The 18,190-nt window shown below is 70.6% G+C and carries 20 protein-coding genes; 13 read left to right on the top strand and 7 right to left on the bottom strand.

The features are described 5' to 3' along the window. Window positions 1–5: 5 nt before the first annotated feature. A complete protein-coding gene (locus FNH24_RS11980) occupies window positions 6–962 on the bottom strand; it encodes an aminoglycoside phosphotransferase family protein (RefSeq protein ID WP_161606104.1) in 957 nt (318 codons plus the stop codon). A gap of 44 nt (window positions 963–1,006) precedes the next feature. On the opposite strand from FNH24_RS11980, the gene FNH24_RS11975 reads away from it, so the two are divergent. From FNH24_RS11975 to FNH24_RS11965, 3 genes are all read left to right on the top strand, one after another. After that, the gene (locus tag FNH24_RS11975; protein ID WP_152362416.1) at window positions 1,007–1,579 is read left to right on the top strand and encodes a GNAT family N-acetyltransferase; all 573 of its coding nucleotides are present in this window, start codon (window positions 1,007–1,009) and stop codon (window positions 1,577–1,579) included. Between the two features lie 339 nt (window positions 1,580–1,918). Continuing rightward, on the top strand, window positions 1,919–3,604 hold the full coding sequence (locus tag FNH24_RS11970) for a ribonuclease J (protein ID WP_217428175.1): 1,686 nt from the start codon (window positions 1,919–1,921) through the stop codon (window positions 3,602–3,604). After that, the gene (locus FNH24_RS11965; protein WP_161606103.1) at window positions 3,601–4,404 is read left to right on the top strand and encodes a sulfite exporter TauE/SafE family protein; all 804 of its coding nucleotides are present in this window, start codon (window positions 3,601–3,603) and stop codon (window positions 4,402–4,404) included. Before FNH24_RS11970 ends, FNH24_RS11965 begins: the two co-directional genes overlap by 4 nt. 73 nt (window positions 4,405–4,477) lie before the next feature. On the opposite strand, the gene rpmB is transcribed toward FNH24_RS11965, so the two are convergent. Then, window positions 4,478–4,663 (bottom strand): 50S ribosomal protein L28, encoded by a 186-nt coding sequence (gene rpmB / locus FNH24_RS11960; RefSeq protein WP_152362414.1) that lies wholly within the window; start codon window positions 4,661–4,663, stop codon window positions 4,478–4,480. A gap of 158 nt (window positions 4,664–4,821) precedes the next feature. On the opposite strand from rpmB, the gene FNH24_RS11955 reads away from it, so the two are divergent. From FNH24_RS11955 to FNH24_RS11930, 6 genes are all read left to right on the top strand, one after another. Further along, on the top strand, window positions 4,822–6,321 hold the full coding sequence (locus FNH24_RS11955) for a DAK2 domain-containing protein (protein ID WP_152362413.1): 1,500 nt from the start codon (window positions 4,822–4,824) through the stop codon (window positions 6,319–6,321). Continuing rightward, the gene (locus FNH24_RS11950) at window positions 6,318–8,585 is read left to right on the top strand and encodes an ATP-dependent DNA helicase RecG (protein ID WP_152362412.1); all 2,268 of its coding nucleotides are present in this window, start codon (window positions 6,318–6,320) and stop codon (window positions 8,583–8,585) included. Before FNH24_RS11955 ends, FNH24_RS11950 begins: the two co-directional genes overlap by 4 nt. Further along, on the top strand, window positions 8,582–9,169 hold the full coding sequence (gene rsmD / locus FNH24_RS11945; RefSeq protein WP_152362411.1) for a 16S rRNA (guanine(966)-N(2))-methyltransferase RsmD: 588 nt from the start codon (window positions 8,582–8,584) through the stop codon (window positions 9,167–9,169). Before FNH24_RS11950 ends, rsmD begins: the two co-directional genes overlap by 4 nt. A 4-nt stretch (window positions 9,170–9,173) precedes the next feature. After that, a complete protein-coding gene (coaD, locus tag FNH24_RS11940) occupies window positions 9,174–9,659 on the top strand; it encodes a pantetheine-phosphate adenylyltransferase (protein WP_152362410.1) in 486 nt (161 codons plus the stop codon). 108 nt (window positions 9,660–9,767) lie between these two features. Continuing rightward, a complete protein-coding gene (locus FNH24_RS11935) occupies window positions 9,768–10,286 on the top strand; it encodes a hypothetical protein (RefSeq protein WP_152362409.1) in 519 nt (172 codons plus the stop codon). A gap of 13 nt (window positions 10,287–10,299) precedes the next feature. Next, a complete protein-coding gene (locus FNH24_RS11930; protein ID WP_152362408.1) occupies window positions 10,300–10,800 on the top strand; it encodes a hypothetical protein in 501 nt (166 codons plus the stop codon). Here FNH24_RS11930 and FNH24_RS11925 read toward each other — a convergent pair. Together FNH24_RS11925 and FNH24_RS11920 are read right to left on the bottom strand one after the other, a co-directional pair. Then, complete coding sequence (locus FNH24_RS11925) at window positions 10,787–11,203, bottom strand: ester cyclase (protein ID WP_152362407.1); 417 nt, start codon at window positions 11,201–11,203, stop codon at window positions 10,787–10,789. The two genes, FNH24_RS11930 and FNH24_RS11925, sit on opposite strands and share 14 nt — an antisense overlap. Further along, window positions 11,200–11,664, bottom strand: coding sequence for a MarR family winged helix-turn-helix transcriptional regulator (locus FNH24_RS11920; RefSeq protein ID WP_161606102.1), 465 nt, complete (start codon window positions 11,662–11,664; stop codon window positions 11,200–11,202). Before FNH24_RS11920 ends, FNH24_RS11925 begins: the two co-directional genes overlap by 4 nt. A gap of 131 nt (window positions 11,665–11,795) precedes the next feature. On the opposite strand from FNH24_RS11920, the gene FNH24_RS11915 reads away from it, so the two are divergent. From FNH24_RS11915 to mutM, 4 genes are read left to right on the top strand one after another with little or no spacing between them, the layout of a single operon-like run. Next, the gene (locus tag FNH24_RS11915) at window positions 11,796–12,368 is read left to right on the top strand and encodes a YceD family protein (protein ID WP_152362405.1); all 573 of its coding nucleotides are present in this window, start codon (window positions 11,796–11,798) and stop codon (window positions 12,366–12,368) included. A 47-nt stretch (window positions 12,369–12,415) separates the two neighbouring features. After that, on the top strand, window positions 12,416–12,607 hold the full coding sequence (gene rpmF, locus FNH24_RS11910) for a 50S ribosomal protein L32 (RefSeq protein ID WP_152362404.1): 192 nt from the start codon (window positions 12,416–12,418) through the stop codon (window positions 12,605–12,607). A 59-nt stretch (window positions 12,608–12,666) separates the two neighbouring features. Continuing rightward, window positions 12,667–13,413: a ribonuclease III gene (gene rnc / locus FNH24_RS11905; RefSeq protein WP_217428174.1), complete on the top strand. Its 747-nt coding sequence runs from the start codon at window positions 12,667–12,669 to the stop codon at window positions 13,411–13,413. A gap of 15 nt (window positions 13,414–13,428) precedes the next feature. Further along, window positions 13,429–14,289, top strand: a complete 861-nt coding sequence (gene mutM, locus FNH24_RS11900; protein WP_152362403.1) for a bifunctional DNA-formamidopyrimidine glycosylase/DNA-(apurinic or apyrimidinic site) lyase — start codon at window positions 13,429–13,431, stop codon at window positions 14,287–14,289. Window positions 14,290–14,298: 9 nt separating this feature from the next. On the opposite strand, the gene FNH24_RS11895 is transcribed toward mutM, so the two are convergent. From FNH24_RS11895 to FNH24_RS11885, 3 genes are all read right to left on the bottom strand, one after another. After that, window positions 14,299–15,627, bottom strand: a complete 1,329-nt coding sequence (locus FNH24_RS11895; RefSeq protein WP_152362402.1) for an erythromycin esterase family protein — start codon at window positions 15,625–15,627, stop codon at window positions 14,299–14,301. An 86-nt stretch (window positions 15,628–15,713) separates the two neighbouring features. After that, on the bottom strand, window positions 15,714–17,231 hold the full coding sequence (locus tag FNH24_RS11890) for a GMC oxidoreductase (protein WP_217428173.1): 1,518 nt from the start codon (window positions 17,229–17,231) through the stop codon (window positions 15,714–15,716). A gap of 2 nt (window positions 17,232–17,233) precedes the next feature. Continuing rightward, complete coding sequence (locus FNH24_RS11885; RefSeq protein ID WP_152362400.1) at window positions 17,234–18,181, bottom strand: sugar phosphate isomerase/epimerase family protein; 948 nt, start codon at window positions 18,179–18,181, stop codon at window positions 17,234–17,236. Window positions 18,182–18,190 lie beyond the last annotated feature (9 nt).

The following is an 18,190-nucleotide window of genomic DNA, read 5'->3' as shown; positions in this document are numbered from 1 at the left end:
GATGATCACCAGTCGGCGATCATCAGATAAGGCGGCGCGTGCAGATGATCACGGCGGTGTGGCAGCAGCCCGTACAGGTTGAACACGGCGACCAGCTGGGCACAGCTTCGGACCAGCTCCGGGTCGTAGCCGGTCACCGCGCAGACCTGGTCCACCCGGCGGCGCAGCGCCCGGTCCGGGTCACCGGTCGCGGCGGCGTCGGCCCAGCGGTTCCGCAGTAGTGGGATCGGCTCCCACTCGCCGATGCCGGTGATCGGCAACGGGTCGATGCCGAACCAGGCCGGATCGGCGTCCGGCCGGGCGTGCAGCACGTTGGAGAAGTGAAGATCATTGTGCAGCAGGCCCTGGTCCGCGTCGGTGAGATGGGCGCGCAACTCGGTCAGCCGCGACCGGGCGCGGTCCAGCTGGTCGGCCGGCACCGGCCCGTCGGCGGAGATCCGGGTCTCGATCTGGTCCAGCTCGTCGAGCAGGGTGACCGCCCCGGGCAGCGGCGGCGTCCGGGTGATCGCCGCCAGGATCTCGGCGATGATCCCGACCGCCTCCTCGGCGTCGGGATGGTCCTCCAGTGATCGTTCCGGATCGAGCCGGGGGAGCAGGATGGCCTGCCGTTCCGGCTCGGCCGCGGCCGGGATGATCATGGTCGGCCGGCTCGAGCCCGGCTGCCGGTCGCCGGACCAGGCCTGCAGCGCCGCCGCCTCGGCATCGAGATAGCGGACCGGCGGGGAGACCTTGAGCACGAACCGTGCGCCGCCCCGGTCGATCACCGGCCAGGCCATCGAGGTCCAGCCGTGCCGGGCCGGCCCGTCCGGCACCACCCCCCAGCGTTCGGCGCACCACGCCGCGGTCCGTCGGAGCTCGGGCAGCCACCGATCGGAGCCGGGCTCGTCGGCCGCGGCCTCCTGGTAGGCGAGCGGGATCTCCCAGGGGCTCCGGCCGAGTTCGTCCGCGGCGGTTCCGGTCACCGCGTCACTGTAGCGGCGCACCGGCGTGGGTAGCATCGGCCTCCGTGAGCAACGATTCTGAGGCGGGCGCGACCCAGCCGATCGCCGATTCGGTACGGCTGGCGCTGCCCGGTGAAGCCCCGGCCATCGCCGAGATCCAGCGCCGGATCTGGCTTGATCAACTCGGGCCCGAGCAGGCCGAGGCGATGCTGGGTTCGATCACTCAGGACCAGGCCACCGAGGCCTGGCAAACGGCGATCATCCGACCGCCGCAGGCTCGCTTCCGGGTCCTGGTCGCGGTCGAGTCGGATCGGCTGACCGGCTTCGCCGCCACCCGGCCGAGCGACGACCCCGACGCCGACGAGGCCCGCGACGGCATGATCGACGAGTTCGGCATCGACCCCGCCGGCCGCAGCCGGGGCCACGGGTCCCGGATGCTCAACGCCTGCGTCGACACCCTGCGAGCCGACGGCTTCGCCCGGGCCACGCTGTGGATCATGTCCACCCAGGACGACTTCCGCCGGTTCCTCACCGAGGCTGGGTGGGCGCCCGACGGCGGACACCGGGAGATCGGCACCGAGGACGATTCGATCCGGATCAAGCAGGTGCGGTTGCACACCGAGATCGGCCCGGAATGACCCCGATCGGGCACCGGAAAAGTCTGATGATCGGCACCTGAGAATTGCCCGGATCCGCCACTTGACGCGCTGTGATCAAACCTGGCAGGATCCTTCTCGAGTCCGCGGTTACCTGAACCCCCGAGCAGGTAACCGCGGACTCGTTCATCCCCCCTGTTCGCCGCTTCGCGGCTTCCCGGGGACTCGTGTATCTGTTGCGGGGCCCGAGGCCCCGCAGGCCCCGCGATTGGTGGTTGCGGATGGCGGGTGGGTTGCGGGGGTCGAGGCGGCTCGGGTTGCGGAGCTAGGGCCGGAGACCCAACGAGCAATGGAAAGCAAGCTCTTGTAACGTTCGTCCTTGTGGCAGCCTCAAGTTTGCAAACACCGCCCAAGCTGAAGCCCGGGACGTTGCGGGTGGTCCCGCTCGGCGGGCTGGGCGACGTCGGCCGAAACATGGCCGTGCTCGAATATCAGGGCGAGCTGTTACTGATCGACTGCGGCGTCCTGTTCCCCGAAGACGATCATCCCGGCGTCGATCTGATCTTGCCCGGCCTGGACGCGATCGCCAACCGGTTGGACGACATCGTCGGTCTGGTGCTCACCCACGGCCACGAAGATCACATCGGCGCGGTGCCGTACCTGCTGAAGCAGCGCGCCGACATCCCGTTGATCGGTTCCAAGCTGACCCTGGCGCTGGTCCAGGAGAAGATCAGGGAGCACCGGATCCGCGGCGCTCAGCCGCGCGAGGTGAGCGAGCACAACCGGGTGCAGTTCGGCTCGTTCGAGCTCGAGTTCATCGCGGTCAACCACTCCATCCCGGACGCGCTCGCGGTCGCCGTACGGACTCCGGCCGGGCTGGTGCTGCACACCGGTGACTTCAAGATGGACCAGTTGCCGCTGGACAACCGGCTGACCGACCTGCGGGCGTTCGCCCGGCTCGGTGAGGAGGGGGTCGACCTCCTCATGATCGACTCCACCAACGCCGAGGTGCCCGGCTTCACCACGCCGGAGAAGGACATCAATCCCGCCCTGCAGCGGGTGTTCAGCACCAGCCGGCAGCGGATCATCGTCGCCTGCTTCGCCTCGCACGTGCACCGGGTGCAGCAGGTGATGGACGCGGCCGTGCTGCACGGCCGCAAGGTCGTCTACGTCGGCCGGTCGATGCTGCGCAACATGGGCGTCGCCCGCGACCTCGGCTATCTCAAGGTGCCCGACAACACCCTGATCGAGCTGCGTGACATCGACAACTACCAGCCGGACCAGGTGGTGATGATCTCCACCGGCTCGCAGGGCGAGCCGCTGTCCGCGCTGGCCCGGATTGCCAACAAGGAGCATCCGGTGATCAGCCTGAAGGCCGGCGACACGGTGGTGCTGGCCAGCTCGGTGGTGCCGGGCAACGAGAACGCGGTCTATCGGGTGATCAACGGGCTCAGCCGGCTCGGTGCCCAGGTGGTGCACCGCGGCAACGCGATGGTGCACGTGTCCGGTCACGCCTCGGCCGGCGAGCTGCTCTACTGCTACAACATCCTCACGCCCAAGAACGTGATGCCGGTGCACGGCGAGATCCGGCACCTGATCGCCAACAGCGACCTGGCCATCGCGACCGGCGTGCCGGCCGAGCGGACGATCATCGCCGAGGACGGCGCGGTGATCGATCTTCGGAGCGGCGTCGCACGGGTGGTCGGCAAGGTCGACGCGGGCTACATCTTCGTCGACGGCTCGACCGTCGGTGACATCAGCGAGGACGCGCTGACCGACCGGCGGATCCTCGGCGAGGAAGGCTTCATCTCGGTGATCGCCGTGGTCAACGTGCACGCCCAGAAGATCGTCTCCGGCCCCGACATCCATGCCCGTGGATTCGTCGAGGACGACAGCGTCTTCGAGGAGGTCAAGCCGCTGATCGTGAACTCGCTGGAGGACGCCCTGCGGGACGGCGTCGACGACGTGCACCGGTTGCAGCAGGTGATGCGGCGGCAGATGGGCAAGTGGGTCAGCGACACCCACCGCCGCCGGCCGATGATCGTCCCGGTGATCATTCCGGCTTGATCGACAACGACCGGATGGCCGAGATCGCACCGCTGATCTTGGTCGCCGTGTTGGTGCTCGGCATCGGGATCAGCCTCGGGATCAGCGGGCTCGGCGGCTTCCTGGTGCCGGCGCTGTTGGTCGCGGTGCTCGGAATGGATTCGACCACGGCCGTCGCGCACGGCTTGATCAGCTTCGTGGTCCCGGGCGTGATCGGCACCTGGCTGTATTGGCGCAAGGACGATCGGCCGTCCTGGCAGGTGGCCGGGCTGCTGTGTCTGGGCACGGTGCCCGGGCTGTTGCTGGGCCGGCTGATCAGCCGGACCGCCTCACCGACGGTGCTGCAGGCGATCCTGGCATTGCTCGTGCTGGGGTCCGGGATCGCGCTGCTGGCCCAGCAGTGGCGGACCCGGCACCGGCCGCCCGATCCACGGCCGACCGGTCAGGCTCCGGTGATCCGGCCCGCGGTGATCATTCCGACGGCCGCCTCGGCCGGCCTGTTCGGCGGACTGGCGACCGTGCTGGCCGGGGTGGGTGGGCCGCTGATCACGGTGCCGGCGCTGATCGCGATCGGGCTGGAGGTGACTCCGGTGGTCGGCGCTGCGCTGCTGAACTCGGTCTTCGGCGTCGCCCTGGGCGCCCTGGCCCTGGTGGGATCGGTCCGGCTCGACCCGGTGGTGCTGATCGTGATCACCGGTGCTCAGCTGATCGGCGTCCCGCTGGGCGCGCGCTGGCAGGACCGGCTGCCGCCCGGCCGGCTGATCCCGGTGATCGCGATCGCCGCGATGATCACCGCCGGCTGGCTGCTGCTCCGGCTGTGACCCAGGGGGCCGGGGCATGCAAAAGGCCCGTCCGGAGGGACGGGCCTCGAGCTGGTGCGCTGAAGCGACGGCGTCAGCGGCCGACCTTGCCCGCCTTGAGGCAGGAGGTGCAGACGTTGACGCGCTTGGGGCCGCTGGGGCCGGTCGCCCGCACGCGCTGGATGTTCGGGTTCCAACGCCGCTTGGTCTTCTTCTTCGACCAGGGCACGTTGTTACCGAAGCCGGGGCGCTTGGCGCAGATGTCACATACGGCAGCCACTGGAGTTCTCCCACACACGGTTTACGGGTTACAAGTCACGGTGCGCCCGCTCGGGGCAACCGGTGAATCGTACCCGATGGCTTCGCGGGAGGGCGAATCGGCCAACTGCCTGCGTGGAGGCACGGTCCGGCGGGCATCGGCTCAATACAGTGTTGGCCGTGTCCCTTCCGTCGCGGCCCAGTCTGCCGGACCCGGCGCTCACCGCGCTGACCGGCTGGCTCCGCTGCGCCCGGGACGTGGTGGCCGCCTCCGCGGCGGCCATCGACGCGATCAACGTGTTCCCGGCACCGGACGCCGATACGGGCACCAACGTCACCCAGACGCTGACCGGGATCGTCGACGCCGCGGCCGGCGGCCGGCCCGGGCTGAGCCGGGCGGCGGTGGTCTCGGCGCACGGAAACTCCGGTGCCGTGATCGGCCAGATGGTGGCGATCGCGATCGACCGGCTGCCGGTCACCGCGACCGAATCGTGCGGCACTTGGCTCGCCGCGACCTTGCGGGCCGCGGCGGCGGCGGCCACGGCGGCCGTCGCCGATCCGGTCCGGGGCACGGTGCTGTCCGTCGCCGACGCGGCCGCCGAGGCCGCCGGCCCGGCCGCCGAGCTGACCCCGGACGACGGGCTGGCGGTCGCCGTGGCGGCCGAGCGAGCCGCCGCCGAGGCCCTCGAACGGACCACCGAACAGCTGCGGCCGTTGCGCGACGCCGGGGTGGTCGACGCGGGCGGCCTGGCCTACCTGCTGCTGCTCCGGGCCCTGGTCCAGGTGCTCGGCGGCGCCTCGGCGCGGCCCGTGCAGGCCTCCCGGGTGACCGGCCCGGCGACTCCGTCGGCCGCCCCGGAACCGGCGGGGGAGCCTCAGTACGAGGTGATGTACCTGCTCGAGGGCGCGGACCTGACCACGCTGGACCGGCTCCGGGAGCGACTGTCCGCCGTGGCCGATAGCGTTGTCGTGGTGACCGCCCGGACGCCGAGCAGCACGGCGACGGCACAGGTTCATGCGCACCTGTCCCGGCCGACGCTGGCGCTCGCCCCCGGGCTGGCCGTCGGCACGGTGAGCGGGCTCCGGGTCACCCCGCTCGGCGCGGACCCCGGACCCGACCCCGGCGCCCGGCAACCGCTGGTGATCATCGACGACCCCGGGTACGAGGAGCTGGTCCGCGGCCACGGCGGCCGGCCGCTGCCGCCCCCGGATGACAGCTCCTTGACGACCCGGCTGGCGGTCGCCCTGGCCCGGTCCGGTCCGGACGTGATCATGGTCCTGCCGCCCTCGGCCGCGGCGGCCGCCGAGACGGCGACGGCGGCCTGCGCCGGCTCGGGCCGCCGGGTGGAGCCGGTGCCGGCCGACGACCCGGTGCAGGCCCTGTGCGCGCTCGCCGTCCACGAGCCGACCGCCGAGCTCGCGGTCGCGGCGACCGCGATGCGGGCCGCCGCCGGCCGGGTCCGGACCGGGGTCGCCGCAGGAGTCGACGACGGGTGGCGGCTGGTCGACCGGCTGGCCGGTGCCGAGCCGGAGTTGATCACCATCATCACCGGCCCGGCGGCCGTCGACGACGCCGCCGAGCTCGGTCGCCGGGTCGCCGCCGCGCACCCCCGGGCCGAGCTCGAACTGCTCTCCTCCGGCGCCGCCGGAAGCACTCTCCTGATCGGGGTCGAATCATGATCACTGAATGGCGGACCACGACCTTCGCCCAGCTGGAAACCAAACTGTCCACGGTGATCGGCAAGACGACGCCGTTCGAGCCGCTCAAGATCAGCACCGTCGGCGATCTGATGATGCACCTGCCGCGCCGCTACATGGACGGGACCGAGCTGAGCGATCTCGGTGCCCTGACCGAGGGCGAGGAGGTGGCGGTGGTCGCCGAGGTCCTGGATACCAAGGCGTACAACCTCGACGACGGCGGCGGCTACGGATCGGCGCGCAAGCCGCGGCTGGAGGCGACGATCACCGATCGCAAGGGCCGGCTCAAGCTCGCCTTCTTCGGCAAGCCGCACTTGATCAAACACTGGCAGCAGGTGCTGCAGCCGGGGGCGCGGGGGATCTTCGCCGGCAAGGTGCGCGAATTCAACCGGTCGCTGCAGCTGGCCCATCCCGACTTCGTGATCATCGACGAGTCCGGCGCCGTGATCGCCGGCGCCCGGCGCAACGAGGACCTGGCCAAGGTGACCGGGACCCGGCTGGTCGGCCTCTATCCGCAGGCCGGCAAGCTACGCACCTGGACCATCGCCGCGACGATCGGCACCGTGCTCGACTTCCTCGCCGGCCTGGAGGATCCGCTGCCGAAGAAGCTGCGGCTGGAGGCCGGAGTGATCGGCCTGTTGGAGGCGTTCCACGCGGTGCACCGACCGGAGACCAAGGCCGACGCCGCGATCGGCTTCCGCCGGCTCCGGTTCGACGAGGCGTTCTCGCTGCAACTGACCATGGCCCGGCGGCGGGCCGACGCCCGGTCGCACGGCGCCACGCCACGGCCGCGGCGTGACGGCGGCATCCTGGACGCGTTCGACGAGCGGCTGCCGTACCAGCTGACGCATGGCCAGACCGACGTCTCGGACGTGATCATGGGCGAACTGGCGCAGCCGTACCCGATGCAGCGGCTGCTGCAGGGCGAGGTCGGCTCGGGCAAGACGGTGGTCGCGCTGCGGGCGATGCTGGCGGTGATCGACGCCGGCGGCCAGGCGGCACTGCTGGCTCCGACCGAGGTGCTGGCGGGGCAGCACTATCAGACGATCACCAAGCTGCTCGGCGACCTCGGTCACGGCGGCGGCCTGCTGGCCGGCGCGTCCGGCGGCACCGACGTCGCGTTGATCACCGGCTCGATGACCGCGGCCCAGAAGCGGGACGCGATGCTGCGCGCCGCCTCGGGGGAGGCCGGCATCGTGATCGGCACCCATGCCCTGCTCGGCGAACGGATCCAGTTCGCCGACCTCGGGCTGGTGGTGATCGACGAGCAGCACCGGTTCGGCGTCGAGCAGCGGGCGGCGCTGACCGCCAAGGCCGAGCTGCGACCGCACGTCCTGGTGCTCACCGCCACCCCGATCCCGCGCACGGTGGCGATGACCGTCTTCGGCGATCTCGAGGTCTCCACCCTGACCGAGGTGCCGGCCGGCCGGGCCGACGTATCCACCGTGGTCGTCGACGCCCGGGCCCGCCCGGCCTGGGTCGACCGGGCCTGGCAACGGGTGGTCGAGGAGGCCAAGGTCGGTCGGCAGGCCTTCATCGTCTGCGCCCGGATCTACGGTGAGACCCCCGGCTCGGGCAAGGCCAAGAAGGACGCGGTCCGCTCCGGTGAGGACCTGCCGACCCCGGAGGACGCCGAACCGGCGATCGCCGCCGAGGACCTGTACGCCGAGCTGACCGCCGGCCCATTGCGCGACCTGCGGGTCGGGCTGCTGCACGGCCAGCAGCCGGCCGACGTCAAGGACGGCACGATGCGCGACTTCGCGGCCGGTGATCTGGATGTGCTGGTGTCGACCACGGTGATCGAGGTCGGCGTGGACGTGCCGAACGCCTCGGTCATGGTGATCTGCGACGCCGACCGGTTCGGCATCTCCCAACTGCACCAGCTGCGCGGCCGGATCGGCCGGGGCGAACACCCCGGGGTGTGCCTGCTGCTGACCCGTACTCCGGAGGACTCGCTGGCCCGGGACCGGCTGGAGGTGGTGTCGGAGACCCGGGACGGTTTCGAGCTGGCCCAGGCCGACCTCGAGCAGCGCCGCGAGGGAGACGTGCTCGGCGCCAGTCAGTCCGGGTCCAAGTCGAGCCTGCGGCTGCTCCGGGTGCTGGACGACGGGAGCCTGATCGAGCGGGCGCGGCAGCTGGCCGAACGCGAGCTGGCCAAGGATCCCGAGCTGACGAACCCCGGCCTGTCCGACATCGTCGCCCAGGTCGAGCACCGGGCCGCCGGCGACTGGCTGGAGCGCACGTGAGCCGGATCGTCGCGGGGCGGTACGGCGGCCGGAGGCTCAAGCTGCCGGCGGGCGACCAGACCCGGCCGACCACGGACCGGGTCCGGGAGGCCCTGTTCGCGTCTCTCGCCTCGTGGGCCGGGGGCAGCGGCAGCGCCGACGTATCGCTGGCCGGGCTGAGCTTCCTCGATCTCTACGCCGGCTCCGGCGCCGTCGGCCTCGAGGCGGCGTCCCGCGGGGCCGAGCCGGTGCTGCTGGTCGAGGCCGACCAGCGGACCGCGCGCACGGTCGTCCGGGCCAACATCGACACCCTCGGTGCGACCGCGACCATCCGCGCAGCCAAGGTCGAGCAGTTGGTACGGCAGCCGGCCCCGCAGCCGTACGACCTCGTCTTCGCCGACCCGCCGTACGACCTCGACGGGGCCGCCCTCGACGCCGTCGTCGCCGACCTGGTCCGGCACGGCTGGGTCGCCGCCGACGGGCTGATCGTGCTCGAGCGGTCTCGCCGGTCGGCCGACCCGGCCGGTGCCGAGCCGTTCACCGAGGTGGACGTGCGCCGCTACGGGGAGACGGTGCTGGCCTACCTGCGCCGGCCGGTAGCGTGAGCCCGTGGATCAAGTCCAGAAGCCAGCCGTCCGGCGCGCGGTCTGCCCGGGTTCCTACGATCCGATCACGCTCGGCCATCTGGACGTGATCACCCGGGCCGCCGGGCTGTTCGACGAGGTGCTGGTCGCGGTCGGCATCAACCCGGACAAGCGGGGCCGGTTCACCGGCGCCGAGCGGGTGCAGTTGATCACCGAATCCTGTCGCGAACTGCCCAACGTCGCGGCGATCGAGTTCACCGGTCTGCTGGTGGATCTGTGTGTGGACAGGGAGATCGGGACGATCGTCAAGGGGGTCCGGACCGCCGCCGACTCCACCTACGAGTTCCCGATGGCCCAGATGAACCGGCGGCTGAAGGGCATCGACACGATCCTGGTGCCGTCGGCTCCGGAGTGGTCCTTCGTCTCCTCCAGCCTGGTCCGGGAGATCGCCGGGCACGGCGGTGACGTCACCCCGTTCGTGCCTCAGCCGGTGGCCGAGCGCTTGGCCTGATATCACAACCGGGCCGATTCCGGCGTACCATCACTGTGGGCGCGAGTCGGGGGACTTGAGCCCGTTGCACGTCTGAGCAGCATTTATCGGGATCGAGCAAGGGGGATCATGGCGGACCGCGAGACGGTGGAGGAGAAACTCACACTCCTCCGGGAGATGGTCGCGCAGGCGCGCGCGATGCCGATGTCGGCTTCCTGCGTGATCAACCGGGGCGAGGTGCTCGGCGCCATCGACGACGTGATCGACCACCTGCCGGACGAGATCGAAGAGGCCCAGCACGTCATCGACGCCTCCAACGCGAAGGTCGCCCAGGGCGAGGCCGAAGCCGCCCGGATGATCCGCGAGGCACGGGAGAAGGCGCTCGAGCTGGCTCAGCACAGCGAGATCGTGCGGGTCGCCGAAGAGACCGCCGACCGGATCCGGTCCGATGCCGAGAACGAGGCCGACGCGCTGCGCCGGGAGACCGACCAGTTCATCGATTCCCGGATGGCCACCTTCGAGTCCGTCCTGCACAAGACCACCAGCCAGGTGAAGACCGCGCGCCTGCGGCTGGCCGAGCGCAGTGACCTGGATGCCGAGCAGCACCAGGCCACCACCCAGATGCCGCGGATCCAGTCCGCGGGCTGACTTCCCTGACGGGATGACTGAGCCGGGCAGTCACCTGAGCCAGCATGAGGCTGCCCAGCTGCTTCTCCATCCGACCGCTGACGCGATCGACGCCTACGTCGAGTCCAGCGAGCACGCGAAAGCCCGGCTGGTGGAGATCGCGATCGACGTCATCGAGATGGTCGTCGAGGTCGCCTGGGTCGGCGGCGTTCTCGATCCGGGCACCGAGGCGGCGTTCGCCGCGATCACCGCGGAGACGGGCATTGAGATCAAGATCATCCCGCGCCGCTTCTCCCGCGACGACCTGTTCGCCGCAGCCGATGAGATCTTCCGCACCCAGGACGGCGTTCAGGTCACCAGCAGTCGAGGCGATGTGATCGCCGTGACGGTCGGCTACGTGTGGAGCCTGGCCGGCCGGCCGGCGGAGGTCTCACCACCGGGGAAGGATTTCGCCATCCCGGTGACGTACGAACGCGGACAGATCGAGCTGTTGGCGACCGGCCAGAGCGAGCCCCGGCCCGTCACTCCGACGTGAGCTGACGCATCAGGCCGGCGAGGTCGGTGCAGATCCATTCCTCCATGATCACGCCGTCGACGACCCGATACAGCTCGGTGCTGTCGTAGCTGACCGTACGGCCGGTGGCCGGGATGCCGAGGAACTCGCCGGTGTGGGTGCCGTGGAAGATCAACCGGACGGCGACCCGGTCGCCGTCACCGAAGCAGTCCATGATCTCGGCGCGGAGATCAGGAAAGGCGCCGAACACGATGTCGATGTTCTCCCGCCACGCTTCCTTGCCGTAGCGCGGGCCGGGCGCCCCGGCGAGATTGATCACGAAGTCGTCGGCCATCTTGGACAGCAGCCGGTCGATGTTGCGCGCGTTCAGGTCGGCGAAGGATTCGCGCAGCAGGGTGACGGGGTGGTCGGTCGTCGTGGTCATGACGGTTCTCTCTTTCCGTAGTGGGCTTGGAACAGTTCGTTCAGCCGCTCCTCGGCGTGGGCCAGGGTGCGGGCGGCCGCGGCGCGATCGTCGGCCGGCAGCGAGCCGAACAGGTCGCGGGCCAGCTGGGCGTGGTCGCGGTCCATGGCCGCCGCCGCGGTGGCGCCGAGTTCGGTGAGGGTGACCAGGAAGGCCCGGCGGTCGTCCGGATGGCGCTCCCGGGTGGCGTGACCGCTCTCCACCAGCCCGTCGACCAGCGACGTGACGTTGCGCGGACTGACCTGCAGCGCGGCGGCCAGCGTCTGCTGGGTCACCGGGCCGCGCTGGTGCAACTCCATCAACAGGTGGGTGCGGGCCGGCGTCAACCCGGCCTGGCCGAGTTGGACCGCCATGTCTTTCGACAGCATCATGGACAGGGCCAGCAGCCGGTTGAGCAGCTCGGTCGGGGAATCGGACACCATGTAGTGAGCATAGTTCATTGTTACGTCTATTCACGACTCTGGTTGATTACCCGATTCGCGGGCCGAGCAGGTAAGGTGGCTCGTCGGTCACAGCTCCGCCTGGGGCCGTCTGAGTTGGAAGGAAGAGCTGCATGGGTTCGGCGCATCACGGGCTGGATCCGCGTTCCGATCTTGTGCTGGACACCCACGAGTTGGGGCGCCGGCCGGGAATCAGTCGGCACGTGCAGACCACCGCCTCCGCTCCGACGGGTCTTGGCCTGGATGTGATCGGAGTGCCACCCGAATCCGAGATCGAGCTGGACGTACGTCTGGAATCGGTCGTCGAAGGGGTGCTGGTCACCGGAACCGCGGTCGTCCAGCTGCGCGGAGAATGTGTGCTGTGCCTCGGTGACGTCAGTCGTGAACTGACCGTCGACCTGCAGGAACTGTACGTCTATCCGGGCAGTGAGGCGGAAGAGGACGAGGCCAGCCGGTTGCAGAACGACCTGGTCGATCTGGAGCCGATCCTTCGGGATCAGGTGGTGCTGGACCTGCCGTTCCGGCCGCTGTGCCGAGACGACTGTGAGGGGTTGTGCGCCACCTGTGGCGCGAACCTGAACGACAACCCGGACCACGGGCACGACGCGCCGGTGGACCCGCGGTGGGCGGCCCTCGCAGATCTCGCCGGCGACGGGGACCAGCAGGACCGTAGTACCGACAGCTGACCCTGGTCGAGGATCTCGATCCGGGCCGAGACGCGAGGAGAAGATTCGTGGCCGTTCCCAAGCGGAGAATGTCACGCAGCAACACCCGGCACCGCCGGTCCCAGTGGAAGGCCAAGCTGCCGACCCTGGTGACCTGCGCGAACCCGGCCTGCCGCGAGAAGCACCTGCCGCACGTGGCCTGCCCGTCCTGTGGGCAGTACGGTCCGCGCGCCGCCCGCCGTCAGGTGCTCGCGTCCTGATCGTGTCGGACGTGGCTCCCGACCAACGCCCAGTTCGGGAGATCCTTGAGCAGCTCGAGATGCCTGTGCCTCCCGAGCTGCTGGATCTTGCCCTGACCCACCGCTCGTATGCGTACGAGAAGGGTGGGTTGCCGACGAACGAGCGGATGGAGTTCCTCGGCGACTCCGTGCTCAGCCTGGTGGTCACCGAGCACCTCTATCTGACCCATCCCGACCTGTCCGAGGGGCAGTTGGCCAAGCTGCGGTCAGCGGTCGTCCGCGCGACCACGCTGGCCGAGGTCGCCCGGGAGCTCGATCTCGGGGCGGTCGTCTATCTCGGCCGCGGCGAGGAGTCGACCGGCGGGCGGGACAAGTCCTCCATCCTGGCCGACACGATGGAGGCCGTGATCGGCGCGGTCTATCTGGCGCACGGCGTCGAGGCCGCGCGGGTTTTCGTGCACCATCTCTTCGACGACCTGATGGCCGAGGCGGCGACCCGCGGGGCCGGCCTGGACTGGAAGACCAGCCTGCAGGAGATCGCGTCGCTGTCCAGCCTCGGCGTTCCCGGCTACGAGATCACCGAATCCGGGCCCGACCATGCCAAGTCGTTCGAGGCTCGGGTGGTGCTGGGCGAGGAGCGGTTCGGCCCGGGCGCCGGTCGCAACAAGAAGGAGGCCGAGCAGAACGCGGCCTCCATCGCCTTCGAGGCGGTCACCGCGCGGCTGAAGCTGACCCAGGCGGGCACTGTCGATCCGCCGGAGAACGGCACCACCGCGACGGCGCCGGCGGCCGGCGTGGATGCCGACGAAGTCGTCGCCGCCGACTGACCTGAAACCCCTTGCATGCCCGAACTCCCCGAGGTCGAGGTCGTCCGCCGTGGCCTGACCGGTGCGGTCGCCGGCCGAACCATCGCCCGGGTCGAGGTGCTGCATGATCGCCCGGTGCGCCGGCACCTCCCCGGCCCGGCCGACTTCGCCGCCCAGCTGACCGGGCGGACCTTCATCGAGCCGCGGCGTCGCGGCAAGTACCTGTGGCTGCCGTTCGACGACGGCGACGCCCTGCTCGCCCACCTCGGGATGAGCGGACAGTTCCGCTCTGACGAGAGCACTCTGGTCGATCCGCCGAACACGCGGATCCGGTTCGTCTTCACCGACGGCGAACCGGAGTTGCGGTTCGTCGACCAGCGGATGTTCGGCGGCCTCAGCCTGTCACCCGGCGGCGCCGAACTGCCTGCCGAGATCGCCCACATCGCCCGGGATCCGTTCGATCCCGAATTCGATCATGATCAGACCGTGGCCCGGCTGCGGCGGAAACGGACCGGGGTCAAGCGTGCGCTCCTTGATCAACAACTGATCTCCGGCATCGGAAACATCTACGCCGACGAGGCGCTCTGGCGGGCCAAGCTGCACTACGCCAAGCCGTCCGATCGGCTGACCCGCAAGGCCGCCGCCGGATTGATCACCGAGGCGACCGCGGTGATGCAGGCGGCGCTGGGGGAGGGCGGCACCTCCTTCGATTCCCTGTACGTCAACGTGAACGGCAGCAGCGGCTACTTCGAGCGTGCCCTCGCCGTCTACGGCCGGGAAGGCCTGCCCTGCCTGCGCTGCGGCCGGCCGATCCGCCGCGAGCCGTTCATGAACCGCTCCTCCTTCCGCTGCCCGCACTGCCAACCGGCCCGGGGCCTCAACCCCGGGCCGCGGTGATCAACTGCGTCACGGATAGGGATCGGCCGGCGTCACCTCGCGGCGACGGATGATTACGTCGAACCAGTCGGCCAGGGTGCCGCCGGTGGCGGTCGAATCTGCGCCCAGGTCCGGGAAGCCGCGGGCCTGGAACGGGGCAGCGAGCCAGTCCCGGACCGCGCCCGGCGCGCGCTGCCGGAGATCGAGTGCCGATTGGTCATGATCAAGACCGGCGAACGTGGATTCGTACCACTGCGGCAACGGCCTGGGCAGCTCGATCAGCGCTCCCTGCTCGGTCCGGTAGGTGCCGTGGTCGAAGGCGAGGGCGACCACGCGGTAGCGGTCGCCGAACCATTCGGCCAGGTGCGAGCCGGCCGGCGTGAAGGCCATCGGGCCCTCCGGGGCGGAGTAGCGGACTTCGGCGGCCCGAGAGGTGTGCGCCGTGGCCGCCCAGTAGACCGACCGCGACCGGGAGTGTTCCTGCCACCACCGGATCGTGCGGGCCGAGCCGAGGTCGCGATAGGAGGGGATCTCCGGCCACGGCTTGCTGTAGTGGAGGTAGAACGCCTCGATCTGCCGGGCCATCTGCCGGGCGACGGAATGCCGACGATCACCAGGCGGGCGGCGGATCCCGTCGACGATCGCGCGCAGCCGCGCGGAGTTCCGGAGGTACGGCTCCTTGTTGGTCTCCGGACGGAAATACCACTTGGCGTAGTCACCGATGGTCATGGTCGGATTCGGCAGCAGGGCGGTGATCAAGGTCTCGACCTCGGGGTGCTGGTCGGGGGCGACCTCGGCGACGTAACGCGACAGCCGCTCGTAGACGAAGGCGCGGGTGGCGTAGTGTTCGGCGCCGACGAAGTGCACCTGATCATGGCGGTGCCGGGCGTTGTAGTGGCGGACCCAGGTGATCGTGTCGATCACCTCCTGGTTGCGCCAGGCCGGGCTGAACTCGGCGATCAGCGCGGCAAGATCACCGACGCCGGTCCGGACGTACTCGTCGACCAGCAGGCCGATCGACCAGTCCTCCTCCCAGATCAGGGTGCGGAAGCCGAGCCGCTCGACCAGCAGGCGCAGCACCCGGTGCTTGAGGGTGGTGACCTCGGCGAGGTTGTGGCCCGGCTCGCCGAGCCCGACCAGGGTCGCGCCGGCCAGGGATCGCTGCAGCACCCGCAGGTCGTCCAGCGGCGCGGTCGGTCGTACGGTCTTCAGGGCGTCGGACTTCGTGGCGATCCACTGCTCGACGGTGCGTTCGTCGGCCCGGGCGAGGGTGGTCCCGGCGGTGGCCGCCGCGGCGATCCCGGCGGCCGAGGCGAGCATGCCGCGGCGGGAGATGATCATGGTGCGGGAGGCGGTCATGGGTCGGTGTCCTTTCGTGATCTTCGAACACCGACATCCTTGCCGGGCGCCCGGGCCCGGCACATCCGCGCGACGACGGATCTCGGCTACGTCACGTGACGTAGTTCCGCTGCGAGGGTTCGGGCGGCGCGCCAGGCCAGGGCCACGGTGGTGAGGGTCGGATTGGCGGCCGTCGCGGTCGGGATCACCCCGTTGCCGCCGACGTAGAGGTTGGGCACGTCCCAGACCCGCAGATACTGATCACAGACCGAGGTGCCGTCGTTGACCGCGCCCATCCGGACCGTGCCCTGGTAGTGCAGCGACGACCCGCCGGCGGCGAGCTCCGGCGGCTCGCCGAGCACGCCGATCCGGGCCGCGCTGCGGGCGGCGTTCTGCTTCAACTGCTCGATCGTCTCCCGGTCCCGCTCGGTGTGCGAGTAGCGGATGATCATCTTCGGCATGCCGTACGAGTCGGTCTCGCTCTCGCTGAACTCCACCCGGTCGGAGAACTGGATCTCCTTGGCGCCGTACCAGGGGATCGCCACCAGCCGGGACGCCGCCGCGTCGTCCAGCTCGAGGCCGAGCCGGTACGGCGAACCGGCCAGCGGGATCACGCCGCCCTGCATCGGCCGCTCGTCGGAGAACGGCACGTGCACGTAGCCGATCCGGCCCGGGGTCGGCTCGAACCGGGCCGGATCGAAGGCGTCGTTGAGGAATCCGAACGCGCCGACCTGGAAGTGTTCGTTGAGATAGTGGCCGAGCGCGGTCGGCCGGACGCCCGAGGCGAACAGGACCTGCGGAGTCCGCAGCCCGTCGGCGCAGACCACGACGTGCGCGGCCCGCACCTCGGTGACCTCTTCGGTGCGCCGGTCCTGCAGCACCACCCCGGTGGCCCGGCCGCCGTCGACGATCACCCGCTGGGCCAAGGTCTCCGCGCGCAACTCGAAGCCGGGCGCGGTCCGCTCCAGGTCGCCGAGGATCGTGCCGGTGCCGGAGAAGTGCGGCCGCCCGTCCTGCCACTGGATGGCGAGCGGCATGAAGCCGATCGGCGCCAGCCCGGGCCCGTCGAACTCGGCCACCAGTTCGCGCCGGATCGCCTCGCCCAGCCCGGCGCCCGGCGTCGCCCAGGTGCTGACCCGGAGCAGCCGCTCGGCGTGCGTGAGGGCGGTGTCCAGCTCGGCGGCCGGCAGGAACGGGATCCGTTCCGACTGCTGCGGGCGCGGCGTGGAGGTGCCCCAGTGGATGCCCATGCCGCCGACCCCGCTGGACATGCTGGCGGCGGACAGCCCGGCCTCACCCGGCCCCAACTGCGGCCGCGGATCGAGGAAGAACAGGCCGGGCAGGATGGTCTGCCGGAACTCCAGGCTCGGGTCGAAGCCGTCGGCGATGCCGGCCAGCGCCTTCGCCCGCTCGATCCCGGCCTCGGGCCCCTGGGTCAGCAACTGGGCCGCGATCCGTTCCGGCTCGGTCAGGTTCTGGGTGTGCTCGCCGCGGCCGCCGGGGATCGCCGGACCGACCTCCACCATCAGGATCCGGGCGCCGGGCACGGCATCACCGATGGTGCGGGCGTAGGTCGCCCCGGCCGGACCGGAGCCGATGATCACGACGTCGTACGAGTCGGACATGATCATGCTCCTTCCGCCGCCGGCGCCGGCCGCGCGGCGAAGGCCCGGACGGCGTCGACCACCTGGCCGGTCTTCCACCACGGGTCGCCGCCGTTGCCCTCGTACTCGATCGTCAGCGGGCCGCGGTAGTCGTGGGCGGCGAGGATGCCGAGGGATCGGTCAAGATCAACAGCGCGGAGCGTCCCGTCCGCGGCGACGTCGTGCACCTTGACGTGGGCCAGCTCGGCCCGGCCGGCCAGGGCCTCGAGGTCGTCGTACAGCGAGGTCAGGTCGAGACCGTCCAGCAGCGTCGGCAGGTCGACCTCGCCGCCGCCGAACAGGGCCGCCATGACCGGCTGGGTGAGCACCTCGAAGTTGCCCAGGTCGAGCAACAGCCCGAGCTGCTCGCGGCCGACGGCGTCGAGCAGCGCGATCAGCCAGGCCGGGTCGCTGCTCGGGCCGCCGTGGTTCTCCACCAGCAGCCGGGTGCCCCGATCCCGGGCGTAGCCGCCGAGCTCGATCAACGCCTCGACCAGGTGCGCGGACGGCCCACCGGCAGCATGCGGGCCGAACGGGGAGCCGGGATTGACCCGGACGAACGCCGAACCCATCGCGGCGAACCGGTCGATCCATGGGGTGATCAGGGCCAGCTGATCGGCCCGCCGCGACGGCTCGACGGCGAGATCGCCCTGGTCGATCGCGGCGTTGATCAGCCGTACGCCGGAGGTGGTCAGGGCGGCGGCAAAACGGTCCAGTTCGGGGTCGTCGGGCCCGGTGAACTGGAACGCGACCGTCTCGATCGCCTGCACCCCGAACTCGCTCCGAGCCCGCGCCGGGAAGTCCGACAGGTCCAGCTCCTTGGCGTTCGGCAGGTCGAGGTGCACCTCGTTGCCGTCGCCGTCGGTGAAGTCGAAGGACAGCGGTCCCAGGTGCTCGCGGAGGCTGTAGCTGGACACGGACAGGGTCGACATGGGTGCTCC

Origin of the sequence: Microlunatus speluncae (assembly GCF_009299835.1) — a bacterium.
GTDB classification, from domain to species: domain Bacteria; phylum Actinomycetota; class Actinomycetes; order Propionibacteriales; family Propionibacteriaceae; genus Microlunatus; species Microlunatus speluncae.
This window is presented reverse-complemented; position numbering and strand designations above follow the sequence as displayed.

Bases quoted from the DNA above. Each gene is read 5' to 3' on its own strand.
- FNH24_RS11950 (WP_152362412.1), top strand. From the start codon at position 6,318: ATGATCACTGAATGGCGGACCACGACCTTCGCCCAGCTGGAAACCAAA.
- FNH24_RS11935 (WP_152362409.1), top strand. From the start codon at position 9,768: ATGGCGGACCGCGAGACGGTGGAGGAGAAACTCACACTCCTCCGGGAG.
- FNH24_RS11930 (WP_152362408.1), top strand. From the start codon at position 10,300: ATGACTGAGCCGGGCAGTCACCTGAGCCAGCATGAGGCTGCCCAGCTG.
- FNH24_RS11925 (WP_152362407.1), bottom strand. From the start codon at position 11,203: ATGACCACGACGACCGACCACCCCGTCACCCTGCTGCGCGAATCCTTC.
- FNH24_RS11920 (WP_161606102.1), bottom strand. From the start codon at position 11,664: ATGGTGTCCGATTCCCCGACCGAGCTGCTCAACCGGCTGCTGGCCCTG.
- FNH24_RS11915 (WP_152362405.1), top strand. From the start codon at position 11,796: ATGGGTTCGGCGCATCACGGGCTGGATCCGCGTTCCGATCTTGTGCTG.
- rnc (WP_217428174.1), top strand. From the start codon at position 12,667: ATGCCTGTGCCTCCCGAGCTGCTGGATCTTGCCCTGACCCACCGCTCG.
- mutM (WP_152362403.1), top strand. From the start codon at position 13,429: ATGCCCGAACTCCCCGAGGTCGAGGTCGTCCGCCGTGGCCTGACCGGT.
- FNH24_RS11895 (WP_152362402.1), bottom strand. From the start codon at position 15,627: ATGACCGCCTCCCGCACCATGATCATCTCCCGCCGCGGCATGCTCGCC.
- FNH24_RS11890 (WP_217428173.1), bottom strand. From the start codon at position 17,231: ATGTCCGACTCGTACGACGTCGTGATCATCGGCTCCGGTCCGGCCGGG.
- FNH24_RS11885 (WP_152362400.1), bottom strand. From the start codon at position 18,181: ATGTCGACCCTGTCCGTGTCCAGCTACAGCCTCCGCGAGCACCTGGGA.